General features: G+C 21.9%; 17 protein-coding genes and 2 tRNA genes. 8 read left to right on the forward strand and 11 right to left on the reverse strand.

Features of this window, described 5'->3' with window-relative positions:
- Positions 1 to 662 precede the first annotated feature (662 nt).
- The 4 genes from dnaB to hemW all read left to right on the forward strand — a co-directional run bounded on the left by dnaB (position 663) and on the right by hemW (position 5,128).
- The gene (dnaB, locus tag AB4W77_RS02410) at positions 663 to 2,060 is read left to right on the forward strand and encodes a replicative DNA helicase (RefSeq protein WP_367681410.1); all 1,398 of its coding nucleotides are present in this window, start codon (positions 663 to 665) and stop codon (positions 2,058 to 2,060) included.
- 405 nt (positions 2,061 to 2,465) lie between these two features.
- Positions 2,466 to 3,440 carry a glutathione synthase gene (gshB, locus tag AB4W77_RS02415; RefSeq protein WP_367681411.1) on the forward strand — a complete coding sequence of 325 codons (975 nt, stop codon included), beginning with the start codon at positions 2,466 to 2,468 and terminating at the stop codon, positions 3,438 to 3,440.
- Positions 3,441 to 3,468: 28 nt separating this feature from the next.
- Positions 3,469 to 3,900 (forward strand): Holliday junction resolvase RuvX, encoded by a 432-nt coding sequence (gene ruvX / locus AB4W77_RS02420; RefSeq protein WP_367681412.1) that lies wholly within the window; start codon positions 3,469 to 3,471, stop codon positions 3,898 to 3,900.
- A gap of 91 nt (positions 3,901 to 3,991) precedes the next feature.
- A complete protein-coding gene (hemW, locus tag AB4W77_RS02425) occupies positions 3,992 to 5,128 on the forward strand; it encodes a radical SAM family heme chaperone HemW (RefSeq protein WP_367681413.1) in 1,137 nt (378 codons plus the stop codon).
- Positions 5,129 to 5,130: 2 nt separating this feature from the next.
- On the opposite strand, the gene trmB is transcribed toward hemW, so the two are convergent.
- Positions 5,131 to 5,850, reverse strand: a complete 720-nt coding sequence (gene trmB, locus AB4W77_RS02430; protein WP_367681414.1) for a tRNA (guanosine(46)-N7)-methyltransferase TrmB — start codon at positions 5,848 to 5,850, stop codon at positions 5,131 to 5,133.
- Between the two features lie 145 nt (positions 5,851 to 5,995).
- Between trmB and mutY the strand changes: the two genes are divergently transcribed.
- Together mutY and AB4W77_RS02440 are read left to right on the forward strand one after the other, a co-directional pair.
- Positions 5,996 to 7,054 carry an A/G-specific adenine glycosylase gene (mutY, locus tag AB4W77_RS02435; protein WP_367681415.1) on the forward strand — a complete coding sequence of 353 codons (1,059 nt, stop codon included), beginning with the start codon at positions 5,996 to 5,998 and terminating at the stop codon, positions 7,052 to 7,054.
- Between the two features lie 3 nt (positions 7,055 to 7,057).
- Positions 7,058 to 7,294, forward strand: a complete 237-nt coding sequence (locus AB4W77_RS02440) for an oxidative damage protection protein (RefSeq protein WP_367681416.1) — start codon at positions 7,058 to 7,060, stop codon at positions 7,292 to 7,294.
- A gap of 244 nt (positions 7,295 to 7,538) precedes the next feature.
- Here the strand turns inward: AB4W77_RS02440 and sbcB are convergent, their stop codons facing one another.
- Positions 7,539 to 8,978: an exodeoxyribonuclease I gene (gene sbcB, locus AB4W77_RS02445; RefSeq protein WP_367681417.1), complete on the reverse strand. Its 1,440-nt coding sequence runs from the start codon at positions 8,976 to 8,978 to the stop codon at positions 7,539 to 7,541.
- Between the two features lie 233 nt (positions 8,979 to 9,211).
- Positions 9,212 to 9,287 (reverse strand) — tRNA-Asn (locus AB4W77_RS02450).
- A 168-nt stretch (positions 9,288 to 9,455) separates the two neighbouring features.
- On the opposite strand from AB4W77_RS02450, the gene AB4W77_RS02455 reads away from it, so the two are divergent.
- Positions 9,456 to 9,528 (forward strand) — tRNA-Ile (locus AB4W77_RS02455).
- Between the two features lie 154 nt (positions 9,529 to 9,682).
- The gene (gene pyrE / locus AB4W77_RS02460; RefSeq protein WP_367681418.1) at positions 9,683 to 10,339 is read left to right on the forward strand and encodes an orotate phosphoribosyltransferase; all 657 of its coding nucleotides are present in this window, start codon (positions 9,683 to 9,685) and stop codon (positions 10,337 to 10,339) included.
- An 8-nt stretch (positions 10,340 to 10,347) separates the two neighbouring features.
- Here the strand turns inward: pyrE and dut are convergent, their stop codons facing one another.
- From dut to hflK, 8 genes are all read right to left on the reverse strand, one after another.
- A complete protein-coding gene (dut, locus tag AB4W77_RS02465; RefSeq protein ID WP_367681419.1) occupies positions 10,348 to 10,809 on the reverse strand; it encodes a dUTP diphosphatase in 462 nt (153 codons plus the stop codon).
- 13 nt (positions 10,810 to 10,822) lie between these two features.
- Entirely contained in the window at positions 10,823 to 11,614 is a 792-nt protein-coding gene (gene cysQ, locus AB4W77_RS02470; protein ID WP_367681420.1) for a 3'(2'),5'-bisphosphate nucleotidase CysQ, read from the reverse strand.
- Positions 11,615 to 11,676: 62 nt separating this feature from the next.
- A complete protein-coding gene (gene rplI / locus AB4W77_RS02475) occupies positions 11,677 to 12,129 on the reverse strand; it encodes a 50S ribosomal protein L9 (protein WP_367681691.1) in 453 nt (150 codons plus the stop codon).
- 31 nt (positions 12,130 to 12,160) lie between these two features.
- Positions 12,161 to 12,388 (reverse strand): 30S ribosomal protein S18, encoded by a 228-nt coding sequence (rpsR, locus tag AB4W77_RS02480; RefSeq protein WP_367681421.1) that lies wholly within the window; start codon positions 12,386 to 12,388, stop codon positions 12,161 to 12,163.
- Positions 12,389 to 12,496: 108 nt separating this feature from the next.
- Positions 12,497 to 12,853, reverse strand: coding sequence for a 30S ribosomal protein S6 (rpsF, locus tag AB4W77_RS02485; protein WP_367681422.1), 357 nt, complete (start codon positions 12,851 to 12,853; stop codon positions 12,497 to 12,499).
- A 555-nt stretch (positions 12,854 to 13,408) separates the two neighbouring features.
- Positions 13,409 to 14,710, reverse strand: a complete 1,302-nt coding sequence (locus AB4W77_RS02490; protein ID WP_367681423.1) for an adenylosuccinate synthase — start codon at positions 14,708 to 14,710, stop codon at positions 13,409 to 13,411.
- A 163-nt stretch (positions 14,711 to 14,873) separates the two neighbouring features.
- Positions 14,874 to 15,845 carry a protease modulator HflC gene (gene hflC / locus AB4W77_RS02495; protein WP_367681424.1) on the reverse strand — a complete coding sequence of 324 codons (972 nt, stop codon included), beginning with the start codon at positions 15,843 to 15,845 and terminating at the stop codon, positions 14,874 to 14,876.
- Positions 15,846 to 16,111: 266 nt separating this feature from the next.
- The gene (gene hflK / locus AB4W77_RS02500; RefSeq protein WP_367681425.1) at positions 16,112 to 17,056 is read right to left on the reverse strand and encodes an FtsH protease activity modulator HflK; all 945 of its coding nucleotides are present in this window, start codon (positions 17,054 to 17,056) and stop codon (positions 16,112 to 16,114) included.
- Positions 17,057 to 17,224 lie beyond the last annotated feature (168 nt).

Raw genomic sequence — 17,224 nt, forward strand, 5'->3', positions numbered from 1 at the left:
TTCTCTAAAAATGATAATATTGATAAATATGACAAATATTTCATAAAATAACATAGTTAAAAATATCTAAAATAAAAATATATTTATGATATATAGTAAAAAAATAAAATTAATTAATACTAACAATTTCAAAATAATTCAATCAAAAAAAAATAAAAATATAATTTTTACATTTAAAATTATCCAAAAATATTAAATATGAAAAATTTGTAAAAATTAATTTCTTTAATATTATATCTATTTTTTAATATTTAATACAAAACCAATAAAAAAAATGTTACATAAAATTTTTATTTATATAAACAGTCCTTTTTGATACCTATTAAAAAATTTTAAAACATATATATTATAATTTAAGAAAAACATTCTTCTAAAAAAATACTTACTAAAAATAAAGTAAAAAACCTATACCAATCAAGCAAAATTATACTATTGATATCTAATATCAACATTAATTAAAAAATAAATTTACAAAGTTGAATGTTATTTTTATTATTATAAAAAAATAAATAATTTTTTTTTATAATAATAAAAATAATTAATAAAAATGAAAATATATTTCAAACATTAAATATAAATAGATTCATTATCATATAGTTTCTTATATTAAAATTAGGTTATAATTTTAAATCTATTCATTACATGATATTATAATATTAATTATGTCAGAAAATAAATTCTATAAAAAAATAAAAGAAAACCAAATTCATCAATTTAAAATACCTCCTCATTCAATTGAAGCAGAACAATCTGTATTAGGAGGATTAATGTTAGATAATGAAAGATGGGATACAGTTTCAGAACGCATTGTAGCTGATGATTTTTTTAGCCTTCCCCATCGTTTAATTTTTCGTGAAATGCAAAAATTACTAGATCTTGGAAATCCTATTGATTTGATAACCTTATCAGAATCTCTAGAACAAAAAGGAACTTTAGAAAGAGTTGGTAGATTTGCCTATTTAGCAGAACTATCAAAAAATACACCAAGTACTGCTAATATTACCGCTTATGCAGATATAGTACGTGAACGTGCTGTAGTGAGAGAAATGATTTTAGTAGCTAACAAAATAGCTAATGCAGGATATGATCCTCAAGGAAGAAAAAGCGAAGAATTATTAGATTATGCGGAATCAAGCGTTTTCAAAATTGCGGAAAAAAGATCTAAAAAAGATTCCGGACCTAAAAATATCGAACAAATCCTTAATATGACTGTAGAAAATATAGAAAAATTATTCAAAAATCCGCATGATGGTGTCACAGGTATTAATACAGGATACCAAGATCTTAATAAAAAAACATCAGGATTACAACGTTCCGATTTAATTATCATAGCTGCACGACCATCCATGGGTAAAACTACTTTCGCTATGAATTTGTGCGAAAACTCCGCTATGATTTATGACAAACCAGTATTAATATTTAGTCTCGAAATGCCTGTTGAACAAATTATGATGCGTATGCTTGCTTCATTATCCCGAGTAAATCAATCTCGTATTCGTACAGGACAGTTAACCGATGAAGATTGGTCTAGAATTTCTAGTACAATGAACATTTTATTAAAAAAGAAAAATATGTATATCGATGACTCTTCTGGTTTAACTCCCAGTGAAGTTCGTTCAAGAGCCCGTCGCATATATCGTGAAAATAATGGTTTAAGTTTAATTATGGTTGATTATTTACAATTAATGAGAGTACCTTCATTATCAGATAATCGAACATTGGAAATTGCAGAAATTTCAAGATCTTTAAAATCTTTAGCAAAAGAATTACAGGTTCCTGTCATAGCATTATCTCAACTTAACAGATCTTTAGAACAAAGATCTGATAAAAGACCGGTAAATTCGGATTTAAGAGAATCTGGCTCTCTCGAACAAGATGCTGATCTTATAATGTTTATATATAGAGATGAAGTATATCATGAAGATAGTGATCTTAAAGGTATTGCAGAAATTATCATAGGAAAACAAAGAAACGGTCCTATCGGAAAAATACGCTTAACCTTTAATGGTCATTGGTCTAGATTTGATAACTATGCCGGACCTCAATATAATGAAGAATAAAAGATATATTGGTATTATTTTTACTAAACATTAATTTTATCTGTAATTCTAACTTGCTATAAATCTATATATTACATATATTATAATAAAAAAAATATAAAGAATATATATTTAAATTATTTTTAACTAATTTTTATTATTAAAATAATGGTATTTTTTATGTTATTTCAAAAATGGAATATGCATATTAAATTAATAAATGTTAATCTAAATATATATTTTATAAATAAACAAAAATTTATAAAAATTAAAATAAACTTTTATCAAACATATTCTGTGTTAAAGTAACATTTTTATCATATTTTTCAAATAAAATAGCATTACTGATATTAAATAATAGTATAAACTATATTCAAAAAAATTCTAATAACTTTTTTACTTTAAAAACAAAAAGACTGAAAAATAATGAACATAAAGCTAGGTATAGTAATGGATCCCATTTCTACTATCAACATAAAAAAAGATTCTAGTTTTGCTATTTTACTAAAAGCACAAGAAAAAAAATATAAAATTTATTACATAGAAATTCATGATTTATTTTTAATAAAAAATAAAAGTTATGCCAAAAGTCGTCTATTAAGAATAGAAAAAAATGAAAAAAAATGGTTTTTCTTAGGAAAAGAAGAATATATTCCATTATCTAGTTTAAATGTTATTTTAATGCGCAAAGATCCTCCTGTAAATATCCAATTCATTTATGCAACATATATTTTAGAATCTGCAGAAAAATCAGGAGTACTAGTTATTAATAAACCTAAAAGTCTAAGAAAATTTAATGAAAAAATATTTGCAACTCATTTTCCTGAAATTATACCTGACACTTTAATAACAAGTAATACTATTTTAATACGTCAATTTTTAAATAAACACCAAGATATAATTATAAAACCGCTAGACGGTATGGGAGGAAAATCAGTTTTTCGTGTAAAAAAAAATGATCCTAACATATCGGTAATTATCGAAACTATGACTAAATATGAAAAATCATATTGCGTATTACAAAATTATTTACCTGAAATAAAAGAAGGAGATAAACGTATTTTTATTATAAATGGAAAACCATTTCCATGGTGTTTAGCTAGAATTCCAAAATCTGGTGAAACAAGAGGCAATTTAGCTGCTGGCGGTATTGGAAAACCAAAAAAATTAAATCAAGAAGATTTTAAAATAGCTAATTATATTTCTAATCCGTTAAAAAAAATGGGATTACTGTTTGTAGGAATCGATATTATTGGAAATAAATTAATAGAAATTAATATCACCAGTCCTACTGGAATTTGTGAAATTGAATCATGTTGTGATAAATCTATCACAGATTTAATTATCGATACCATTGAAAAAAAAATACTAAAAATAAAAAATAAATCAATTAATATATAAATATATTTTTATTTTAAGAGATTTAAACATGCTTATATTATCCTTTGATTTTGGAATAAAAAATATCGGTGTAGCTGTAGGACAAAAGTTAACTTTTACAGCACATGCGTTAAAACCTCTTCAAGCTAAATTTGGAGTTCCAAATTGGAATCAAGTTAATGCTCTTATATTAGAATGGAAACCACAATTCATTGTAGTTGGATTACCATTAAATATAGATGGAAGCAAACAAAATATAACAAAAAAAACAGAAAAATTTGCAAAATTAATAAAAAAAAAATTTTCTTTACATGTAGAATTGCATGATGAACGTCTAAGTACAATAGAAGCTAAGTCAATATTATTTGCACAAGGTGGTTTTAAATCGTTAAAAAAAAATAACATCCACTCAATTTCCGCAGTAATTATATTAGAAAGTTGGTTTTTTAATACTGAATATAAAAAAAATAATTTTTGTTGAATTAAAATTAGTATTTATAAATGAAAATAAAAAATAATTACCATTTTTATATTACAAATATATAAATTATAAAATAATTGAAAATACTTAAATGATAACTTTACCTCCTCTTAGTTTATATATTCATATTCCTTGGTGCTTTAAAAAATGTCCTTACTGCGATTTTAATACTTATGTAACAAAACATAAAATTCCAGAAAAAGAATATATTCATCATCTAATATTAGATTTAAAAAAAGATATACATTTAACTTCAAATAGAATTATTAATACTATTTTTATTGGTGGAGGAACACCCAGTTTGTTTCATTATGAATCTATACACATATTATTAAAAGAAATAAAAAAATGTGTTTATGTTTCTCCATCAGCAGAAATTACAATTGAAACTAACCCTAAAGATATTGAATATAAAAAAATTCTAAAATATAAAGAAATTGGAATCACCAGACTTTCTGTAGGTATACAAACTTTCAATAAAAAACAATTACACTTATTATCACGAGATAAAGAAAGTATTGATATCCCTACCATTAAAACTATCATACATGATATTAAATTTGAAAACGTAAATTTTGATATAATGTACGGACTTCCGTCACAATCGTTAAAAACCGCTTTATCAGATTTAAAAAAAGCCATTTCTTTAAATCCTCACCATATTTCATGGTATCAATTAACTATTGAACCCAATACTGTTTTTTATAGTAAAAAACTTAATTTACCAAACTCAGAAAATATGTGGAAAATATGGAAAAAAGGAAGAAAATTATTAACTTTATCAGGTTATCAACAGTATGAAATTTCTTCTTATTCGAAAAAAGGATACCATTGTAAACACAACATCAACTACTGGAAATATGGTGATTATATAGGTATAGGTTGTGGTGCTCACGGTAAACTAACACAAAAAAATGGTACTCTAATTAGAGTGATTAAAAATAAGGGTATTTTCGATTTTATAAATGGAAAATACATAAATAAAATATATACAGTAAAAGACCAAGATAAACCTTTTGAATATTTTATGAACACTTTGAGATTATTCCAACCCATATATCGAAAAAACTTTAGTAAATATACTTTTCTTAAAGAAAAATATATTAAAAAAAATATTGAATCTGCTATCTCTCAAAATTATTTGCAAGAAACATTACTTACTTGGAAAACTACAGAAAAGGGAAAATTATTTTTAAATACTTTGTTAGAAATGTTTTTACATGATTGATATCATCTTATTTTTTCAAAAAATAAATCAAATATAACTTTATTCAAAACAATAGCTTTTTTTTCAAATTTAGTTACAGGACGACTCTTTGGTCTTATAATATAATTATTTGTTTCTGACAAATTTTTATATTCTGGAATGTGATTTATTATTTCAATAATATCATCTGCATAACTCTGACAATCAGTAGCTACATGTAATGTACCACCTATAACTAATTTTTTTAAAATTAAATTAATAAATTTTTTTTTCAAAATTCTTCTTTTATGATGTCTTTTTTTATGCCACGGATCAGGAAAAAATAATTGTACTGTAGACAATGTTCTATTTTTAATCATATATAACATTACTTCTTCTGCATCATGATATATAACCTTTAAATTTTTTGTTTTCTTAAAAAATGCATATTTTAAACATTTTAAAAAACTATTTTGATGCACTTCAATACCTAAAAAATTTTTTTTACTGTTTTTTAAAGCAGTATCTACTAACGTTTTTCCTGTTCCAAATCCAATTTCTAATACTATAGGAGATATAGAATCAAAAATCTTATTCAAATCTATTTTTTCTGTCTTAAATGATAAACCCAAAATAGGGAAAATATTCTTTATAATTTTTATACCAGAATCATTAATTTTTTTATTTCTAAGAACAAAACTACGAATCTGACGTAAAAATATACCATTATTATTATATTTCGGAATTATAATATTCTCAATCATATTAAAATCCTTATGTATTATTTTTAAAATTACATAAAAATATTATAATATAAAAATTTGAATTTTATTTAAATAATATTGTTTAACAAACATAAAAACTTACACGAAATTAATAAAAATTATATTACAATAGGATTAGAAATATATGAATACTTTTTATAAATTCTATCAATTAATTATAAATTGGTACCACATTCATGGTAGAAAAAAATTACCTTGGCAAATAAAAAAAACACCTTATAAAATTTGGCTATCAGAAATAATGTTACAACAAACACAAGTAAAAACTGTCATTCCTTATTTCAATGCCTTTATTAAAAAATTTCCAGACTTTAACAGTTTAAAAAAAGCTTCTATGAATGAAATATGTTTTCTTTGGAGCGGATTAGGATATTATGCTAGAGCAAAAAATTTATATAAAACAACCAAAATTATTTCTGAAAAATATAAAAATAAATTTCCAGATAATTTTTTTGAACTAATTCAATTACCTGGAATAGGAAAATCTACCGCTGGAGCTATTTTGTCATTAGCATTCGGATATTATTATCCTATTTTAGACGGTAATGTAAAAAGAATTATTACTCGCTACTATGCAATTAATATAAAAATAAATGAAAAAAAAACAGAAAGTAAACTATGGAAAATTATCAATAACATTACTCCAATACATAATACTGGAAAATTTAATCAAGCTATGATGGATTTAGGTTCTTTAATTTGTACAAGAATAAAACCAAAATGTCATATTTGTCCATTAAATATCAATTGTATATCATTATCAAATAAAAATTGTGAAGATTACCCTAAAAAAAATAGTTACAAAAATATTTTAAAAAAAACTTTTTATTTTTTAATTTTACAATATAATCATTTTATATTCTTAAAAAAAAGACCATCATATGGAATATGGGCTAATTTATTTTCTTTCCCGGAATTTTATAAAGAAATAAATGCTCAATCTTGGATAAATGAAAAAAATATTAAAAAAAGTAAAAAACAAATCATTAATCCTTTTTACCATTATTTTACCCATTTAAAATTACATATTATACCTATACATATAACTGTAACTTTATCGCAAAAAAAAAATATTCATCATAACTATGCAATTTGGTATAACCTTATAAATCCACAATTAATTGGTTTATCCAGTCCTGTTAAAAAAATTATAACCATTCTTAAAAAATATGAGGTAAAATAGCCAATGAATCGTATCATTTTTTGTAAATTTTTAAAAAAAGAAGCAGAAGGACAAGAATACCAAATATACCCAGGAATATTAGGAAAACGTATATATAATGAAATTTCTAAATCAGCCTGGAAAATATGGATGTCTAAACAAACAATGATAATCAATGAAAAAAAATTAAATATGTTAAATTTAAATGACAGAAAAATAATAGAAAAACATATGGAAAATTTCTTATTTAAAAATAAATAAATTTATGAAATATAGTACTAATACCAATCAATTAATAATAACAAAATACTTTTTTTAAAAATATATTTTGTTAAAAATACTTTAATATGAACCGATATTATAACCACTACTATAAAAATGTAAATTATTAAATAAAAATTTCATTTTACATTCATTACTAATTATTTAAAACATAAAATTAAAGATAATAAAATAAATATAATATTACTAATTAACAAGGAAATTAAAAGATAATATTAATGAATTAACAACAAAAAATATAACTTTCTAAATTTTCAGAATAAATTAACAACTCTTTTAATAAAAAAATTTTTTTTTCATCTTCATTATGTTTTTTTAATAAAAATTTTATGTTTAATCTATATTTAGATATTAATTTCTTATTTAAAACTGTGCTACAATATTTAAACCATACTTTTTTTTCATTATTTTTTAAAAAAATAGGAAAATTACGAGCTTTACAACGAAATAATATTTTTTCAATTCTATTATCACGAAAAAAAAAATTCTCATCAACATCATCTAATGGAAGTTGTACATGTAATTTTTCTATAATTTTTTTATCTTGATTACAAAAAAAAGAATCATAAATTTTTAAATCAATATCTTTTGGTAATACATCATAACTATAATTTAAAAAAAATAAAATATAGTTTTTAATTGATAATGTTCTCTTTAAAATATATAAATTACTATAGCAATTTTGCTTATCAATATTTAATCTATCTAAATCTTTTTTCAAAAGACAATTTAAAGGAACAAATATCGGACATCTATTTAAATATATAAATAACAATCCTAATGAAAATAATTCATTATAATTTAATTTTTTAGTATATATTTTTTTTAAATAATTAATTAAAAGAAGTATATTTTTACTTAAATCAATACCTATTAATATATTATTGTTTTTAGGATGTCGTAATATTGGAGATATTAAACCAATATTACTCCGAGAAGCACCAAATAATCCAGATATATAAAATATTGGCGTCATATTATTTGTATCTATTAAACTTAATAATTGTACTTTAGTACGTATGTCAAATAAAAATTGAAATAATTTTGCATTTTTTTCTTTTAACAATTTTGCTAACGCAACAGTTGCATAAACATCCGATAGAGCGTCATGCGCTGTAATGTGGGAAATGTTATTTTCTTTACTAATATCCTCTAATTTAAAACTAGGCATTCCTGTGTCATTTATCGGCCAATTTATTCCATTAGGTCGAAGTGCGTAATATGTACGCAAAACACCCAATAAATCCCAACGAGAATTACCATTCTTCCAACTCCAAGAATAAGGATCTAATAAATTCCTATAAAAAATATTTCGAGTAATTTCATCATCAAAAAGAATATTATTATAACCTATAACACAAGTATTACCTACATTAAGAATATTATAGATATATTTAGAAAAATAAAATTCATTATAACCATCTAAAAATGTTTTTTGTGGAGTAATACCTGTAATTAATATTGATTCAGGATTTGGTAAATAATCTATTGGAGGGTAACAATATAATATTTTTGGTTTATCAATAATATTAAAATTAATATCAGTACGAATACATGCAAATTGCGCAGGTTTATCTAAAGCAGAATTTGTTCCAAAAGTTTCATAATCATAAAAAATAAATGTTGATATATTTTTTTTATATTTTTTAAGAAATTTTGTCATAATCACATTACTTACTATTAATAAATAAAAATAATTTTTATCAAAAAAAATATTTAAAATAAAATATAGATAATCTAAAAAATATATTACATTAATTTATGCACTGTTACCAATTAAAAAAAAATATTTAATATATATTAAACTAAAAATAAATTTTAATACAATTAAATTTATCATATCATATATCAAATTTAAATTTTAAAAATTATAAAATATATTAATAAAAATTTTTATGGCTCCTCCGACTGGATTCGAACCAGTGACATACGGATTAACAGTCCGCCGTTCTACCAACTGAACTACAGAGGAAAATTGTATTTTATCATTATTTTTTTTATAAATCAATAAATTTTATTTACATACATAAAAACATATTAAAAAAAACTTTTACATATAAAATTTATAAAATATAAAGAATATCACTTGAAATATTATCATTAAAATAATAATATATATTAGTTTTAAAATAAGAAATTTGGCCCCTTAGCTCAGAGGTAAGAGCAGGCGACTCATAATCGCTTGGTCGCTGGTTCAAATCCAGCAGGGGCCAAAAATATTTAATAAATTATTTAAATTTAAAACTTTTGATATAAAATTTTTATTTTATATCAGATAGAATTATCTTTTTTATATTTATAAAAATTTTTATATACTGCATATATATATCTTTAATAAAATTTTTATAAAATAACAAGGTAAGTAAAATGATCAATTGGAAAAAAGAATTTATTAAGTTTTCTTTAGAAAAGAAAGTATTACAATTTGGTAATTTTAATTTAAAATCAGGAAGAAAAAGTCCTTATTTTTTTAATTCTGGATTATTCTGTACTGGGAAAGATATATTTAAATTAGGTAAATTTTATGCTCATGCTATAATAGAATCAAAAATAAAGTGCAACATTCTTTATGGATTAGCCTATAAAGGAATTCCTATTGTAACATCTACATCTTTTTCTTTAAATCAATATTATAATATCAATCTTCCTTTTTGTTTTAACAGAAAAAAAATTAAAAAATATGGTGAAGGAGGAACACTAATAGGTCATGAATTAAAAAAAAATATTATAATTATAGATGATGTAATTACAGTTGGTACAGCTATTAAAAGTGCAATGAAACATATTCAACAAAAAAGTAAAATTGTTATTTCAGCAATAATTGTGGCGTTAGATCGTCAAGAAATAGGTAACAAAACTTATTCTGCTGTAAAAGAAATAGAAGACGAATATGGTTGTAAAGTAATATCTATTATTAATATGCAAGATTTAATTAATTATCTATCAGAAAAAAAAGATATGAAATATAATTTAGATAAATTATATAATTATCGTCTTAGGTATGGTATAAATAAAACAGAATAATTTTAAAATTATTGATTTCCAGAATGACCAAAACCTTTTTTACCTCGTTCGGTACTTATAGTAAAATTATTTACTATATTAAATACTGGACGAATTATAGGTACAAAAACCATTTGTGCTATTTTATCACCAGGTTGCACTGTGTATTCTTTGTCACTTCTATTCCAAATAGAAACCATTATCTGACCTTGATAATCAGAATCTAATAAACCGACTGAATTACCTAAAACAATACCAAAAATATGTCCTAAACCGGAACGAGGTAAAATCATAGCAGTAATTTCAGGATCAGAAATATGAATAGCAATTCCAGTAGGTAATAAAATTGATTCCAAAGATGACAATTTTAATTTTTTTTTTATACATGCTCGTAAATCTATAGCAGAAGATCCTTTAGTGGCATAATTTAAATATGGGAAAACTGTACCAATTCTAGAATCTAAAATTCTAATATCAATTTTTTTATTCATAATATGATTTTTATCATAGTTCATTATTAATTTTATATTCACTAAATATTATATCATATAATTTTGCATTAGTTGCAGCAAAAAATCCTGGATTAAAAAAATTAAACTTAGGATAGTAATTCAATGGTATTCGATTCCACGTATTTACTATACCTCCAGCAGCAGTTACTAAAGCATCTCCAGCAGCTGTATCCCAAATTTTAGTTCTCCCTAAACGAGGGTAAAACTGTATTTTACCTTCTGCAACCAAACAAAATTTAAAAGAAGAACCTATTTTGATTATTTTATAAGATTCTAATTTTTCTAAATAATTATAAATATTATTGTCTGTATGGGAATAACTTAACCCAATACGTGATGGAGTATTATCACTAACATGAATTTCTTTTGTATGTCCTTTTTCTTCTTTCCAGGATTTATTATTATTTGTATAATACAATGTTTTAAAAAAAGGAACATAAATTACACCAAAGACAGGAATTCCTTTTTTAATTAATGCAATATTAACCGTAAATTCACATCGTTTATTTAAAAATTCCTTGGTCCCATCTAATGGATCGATTAACCAATATTTATTCCAATTTCTATTTTTGTTCCAATTGGAAAAACTTTCTTCAGATAATAAAGGAATATCTGGATTAATAATTTTTAATCTATTTTTAATTATATCATCCGCTATTTTATCTACTGTAGTTACAGGAGATCCATCTGATTTATAAGAGACATTAATTAATTTTGTTTTGCTATAATGTTGCATTATCACACTACCTACTTCTTTAACTAATTTAAAAATTTCATTTAACATTTAATTAAACTCTTTTATTCAGAATAGTATGATAGTACAGTTTAAAATATGTATATTTTATTTTAAGAGTTAGAAACAATATGTATAGTAATCATTACAGTTACTTCATTATGAGGATGAAATATTACTTGATGTTCACCTATATAACGTAATTTACCATTTGGTAAACGAATTTCATTCTTATTAATTGGAACACCTAATAAAGTTATCGCTTCTGCAATATCACGAGTTCCTATGGAACCAAATAATTTACCTTCTTCTCCAGATTTAGATTTTATTATTATTGATTCGATCGAATTTATTTTGTTTACCTTAGATTGAGCAATAGCTAATTTATTAGCTATTTTTTCTTTTAATTTAATTTTTTGCAACTCAACAATTTCAATATTTTTTTTAGTAGCTAAAATTGCTTTTCCTTTAGGTAAAAGATAATTTCTTGCATAACCTGATTTTACATCAATTAACTCACCTAAATTACCTAATTGTTTTTCTTTAGAAAGAAGAATAACTTGCATTAATGAATCCTCTTTATTTTTCACAAAATAATTACTGATGTTTATCTGTATATGGTAATAAAGATAAATATCGGGCTCTTTTGATAGCACGAGATAATTGACGTTGGTATTTAGCTTTAGTTCCAGTAATTCTACTAGGCACAATTTTACCACTTTCAGTTATATAATTTCTTAAGATAGAGATATCTTTATAATCTATTTCTTTTATTTTTTCTGCTGTAAATTTACAAAACTTACGACGACGAAAATAACGAACCATCTTAATATATTCCTTTTTTTAACACAAAAATAGTAGTAGTAATAATAACACTAATGATTTCATTAATATTTTATCGTCATATATATAATTAAATACACGTAATTATAATTACGCTAACAAATCTTCTTTTTTATCTTTTTTATCTTCTTTTGCTTTTACCATAGGAGAAGGTTCTATTATTGCCTTTTTCATATTGATAATAATATTACGTATAATGGCAGTATTAAATCTAAAATCATTTTCTAACGTACGAATAAATTTAGAATCAATTTCAATATTCATTAGTACATAATGTGCTTTATGTAATTTATTAATAGAATAAGCTAACTGACGTCTTCCCCAATCTTCTAATCGATGAACAGTACCGCTATTTTTTTTTATTAAACGCTTATATTTTTCTATCATAGTTGGCACTTGTTCACTTTGATCAGGATGAACCATAAATATTATTTCATAAAAACTCATTATATTGATCCTTTTAAAGATTATTTATTTTAAAATAAATTTTTATAAAAAAAGGAACTGTATTAAAAAATAATTGCGTTATAAACATAATATATCTCAGTAAACGAAAAAACTCAATACATGATATTTCATAAAATTAAAAATTATTTTATATAAAAAGTTTATATATTATTAAAAATAAAATATTACAAAAATATAAAAATTTTGATATCTTTATCTTATTCTTATCTACATGAAAATTTTAAAAAATAATTATTATATTATATAATATTAAATGATAAATTTAATGAAATTAATTTAAAAATTAATAACAAAAAATTATATAAATTAAATTTATAAAAATAAAGATTTTTATAAAAATTAATAAAATTATCAAAAATGTTTGATTATCTATCTAATTTCAAAATTATAATTTAAGATTTTTATTAAAAAAAAGATTACATTTAAATTAACATTTTTATATAAATAAAAAATAGAACACAAATTCCCAATATTATTTTTAAAAATCATATTATATATGGAACATATAACCAATTATATATCATCTTTCATTATTTAAAAATTTAATAAATAATTTAATATTACTAAATCTTTACGATCAGGACCCGTAGATATAAAATCAATCGGTAATTCTGTTAATTCTTCTATTCTCTTAACAAAATTTTTTGCTGCTGAAGGTAATTTAGATAAAGAATTAATACCTAAAGTACTCTCCTGCCAACCTGGTATAATTTCATAAATTGGTTTTATTTTATTCCAATCATTAATAGAGAATGGAGTATTAGTAACAATAGAATTATTTTTTAACAATTTATATGCTGTACAAATTTTAATTTCCTTTAATTTATCTAATACATCTAATTTTGTTAAACATAAAGCTGACAAAGAATTAATTCTTATAGACCTTTTTAACGCAACTATATCTAACCAACCAGTTCTTCTTCTTCTTCCTGTTGTAGAACCAAATTCAGATCCGTATTCACAAAAATAATCATCTAATTCATTAAATACTTCTGTTGGAAAAGGACCAAAACCTACACGAGTTGTATATGATTTTACAACTCCAAGTATATAATCAAAATTTAAAGGACCAATTCCAGAACCAGTACTAGCTCCTCCAGAAGTACTATTAGATGATGTAACATAAGGATAAGTTCCATGATCAATATCTAATAAAGTACCTTGTGCTCCTTCAAATATTACTAATTCATTATGTTTAATAGCAGTATATAATAGATCTGGAATATCCGATATCATATTTATTAATTTATCAGATAAAGTTAAAACACCTGTTAAAATATCATTATAATCTACAGGTTTTGCTTGATAAAAATGTATTAACTGATAATTATAATAATCTACTATTTTTTTTAAATGAATAGAAAAATTTTTTTTATCTCGTAAATCACCAATACGTAATCCACGTCTTGCAACCTTATCTTCGTAAGCAGGACCAATTCCCCGTTTGGTTGTTCCTATAGCATTTTCCCCATTTTTTTTCTCTCTGGCTATATCTAACTGAACATGATAAGGTAAAATTAAAAAACAGTTTTCAGAAATAAATATTTTATTTTTAGTATCAATACCTTGTTTTTCTAATTCTTCAATTTCATCTATTAATGCAGAAGGAGAAATTACAACACCATTTCCTAATAAACTTATTACATTTTTATGTAATATACCCGAAGGAATAACATGAAGAATAATTTTTTTACCATTTAAAACTAAAGTATGTCCTGCATTATGTCCTCCTTGATAACGTACAACATATTTAGCTTTTTTAGTTAACACATCTACAATCTTACCTTTTCCTTCGTCACCCCATTGGGCACCTAATATAACAATGTTTTTATACATAAATTTTAAATAACCTATTTTAAAAAATTATTTTTTATATAAAAATATAATATGTATTAATATATAAAATATTTTCAATAAATATACTTTAATAACATTTTTATGATTATTACATATTTTTATTTTTAAATGATAATTTTTGATTAATATAAATTAACTATGTTTAACTTTTGTTACATGTATTAAAAAAAATATTATCTTTATTTATTATTAAATTTCTTTCACCACAAAAATTTTTTTTATAAGATTCAAATATTTTAAGAAAAAAATAAAAATAAGGTTCTTTTTTACAAACATCAGAGAACAATTTTAAAGAAGTAACTTTTCCTAATTCTCGAATAAGTAATCCTTTTCTTTGTGCATTAAATAATATTTTCATAACTTTATAATCAGCATCCAATTTAATTTTTTTAGCTGTAAATTGTCCTTTTAACATTTCATTGTTAGAAACTAATTCGTTTTCTAATATCATCATCAAGTATATTTTATTCATTGTTTCAACAGAAAAATTCATTTTTTTTATGGATATATCAATTATTTTGATTCCTAAACTTGTTGAATTAATACTGCTTATTAATTTTTCAAAGGAGATATATTTTTCTGAAATCATATTATTTTTTAAAAAATATGATTTAAAAAAAGAATCATTAAAAAAAAATGGATAAAAATTAAAAATTCTATGTGTATTTCGATTAAACAAATTTTTTTTACACAAAATAAATTGATTTTTATTTAAATTTTTCATGTTCTGATTTAATATATCATTAAATTTACGTTTTAAAATCATTTCTGTTGAATAAATTTTATTACCTTCAGTAGCTAAATAATAACGACCAAAATCATTTATTTTCCATCTAATATAAAAATCTACAATAAAATTCTTTTTCTCTTTAGCAATAAAAAAATAAGATCTATTTTCTGTTGTATGAAGCTGAATATCTATTTTCTTTACTGAATCTATTAAAGGAAATTTAAAATGTAATCCTGGTTTGTAAATTATTACTCTTTCATCTTTATCCTGCATTATTTTTCCAAACCGCAATATAATTCCACGTTCTTCTTCTTTTATTAAAAAAAAACCAGTACATAAAAAAAAACAAAAAATACCTAATAATGAAATATAAATTTTATTCATATGTTTCGTATACCTATATATTTAATAATATTTTCTATATTTTTTAAATTATAAGAAAATTTTTTTGAAATTTTATAAAAAATAACCAATATGATTGATATTTAAAAAAAAAAGAATAAGATTTCGTATTAATACTGAATGGATAATGAAAATATGAATTAAATTGATAAATATTTAGTAATAAATTATTTTATGAAATAATTAATTTAATTTTATTTTTTATTTATTAAGATGTATTAATAATAACTAACGTATTTTCCATTAATTTAATATAAATTTTTTATAAAAAAAATTTTTTTTACTTCATGTTTATAGAATATTTTAGAAAAAAGAACTATATTCCTATTTAACTTTATTATCTTATACATTTTATATAATTTAGACAGTCTTAAAATATAACTGGCTTTATTATTAGCTAAAAAAATAACTTCATCTGCATAACTTTTAGCTTTTTTAATATATTTTTCTTTATTTTTTAAAGCTAATTGCATTGCATCAAATGAATTTTTTACTTCTTTCGGAAAAGTAATTTTGTTAAAATGTATATCTATGATTTTTATACCCAATTTGAATAATATTATTTTTTTTTCTATTTCTTTCTGTATAATTTTTTCAATAAAATCATTATCTTTTATTAAAATTTTATCTGTATTAAAACTTCCTATTACATGGTATAACGTACCATTAATTATTTGCCGCATAATTTCATCAGGATTTTTAACTGAAAAAAAATAATCTTTAGCATTTACAATTTTATATGCTATATTTGTTTCTATATTTAACAGTTTTTCTTCTGCATTTAATAATAAATTAGATAATGTTATTTCTGTTATTGTTGCAACATTAATATATTTTACTTGTTCAATAAAAATTATTTTCCAATGTAATCCTGGATTTACTATACGGCTAAATTTACCCAAATTAATTACTACTCCCTGTTCAGTGTCTTTTACAACGTAAAATCCTTTAAAAAATAATAATAATGGAACAAATATTAATACAATAATAATTGGAATTTTAATATTTTTAGATAAACTAAAGTTTTTACTATAATTTTTTATTAATTTACTTAATATAATAAAATATTTTTTTAAATTAAAAAAAAATATTTTGTTTGATTTATATTTTTTCACATTTTTTTTTAATTTATTATTTTGTTTTCTCCATGGATCACGATTTGATCTATCATCACTAGGTTCATTCCAAACCATATTAATACTCCATTCTTATAAAATTAATTACATATTATTAAGCTTATTTATATCTAAGTTAATTTACTAAAATAAAATTTTATCTACAATATTAAATCATCAATTAAAATTCTAATTTTAAATTTATTTACATCAAGCTATAATATTAATTAAATACTTAATAAAAAT

The organism is Buchnera aphidicola (Pemphigus immunis) (assembly GCF_964059115.1).
Lineage (GTDB): Bacteria > Pseudomonadota > Gammaproteobacteria > Enterobacterales > Enterobacteriaceae > Buchnera_C > Buchnera_C aphidicola_C.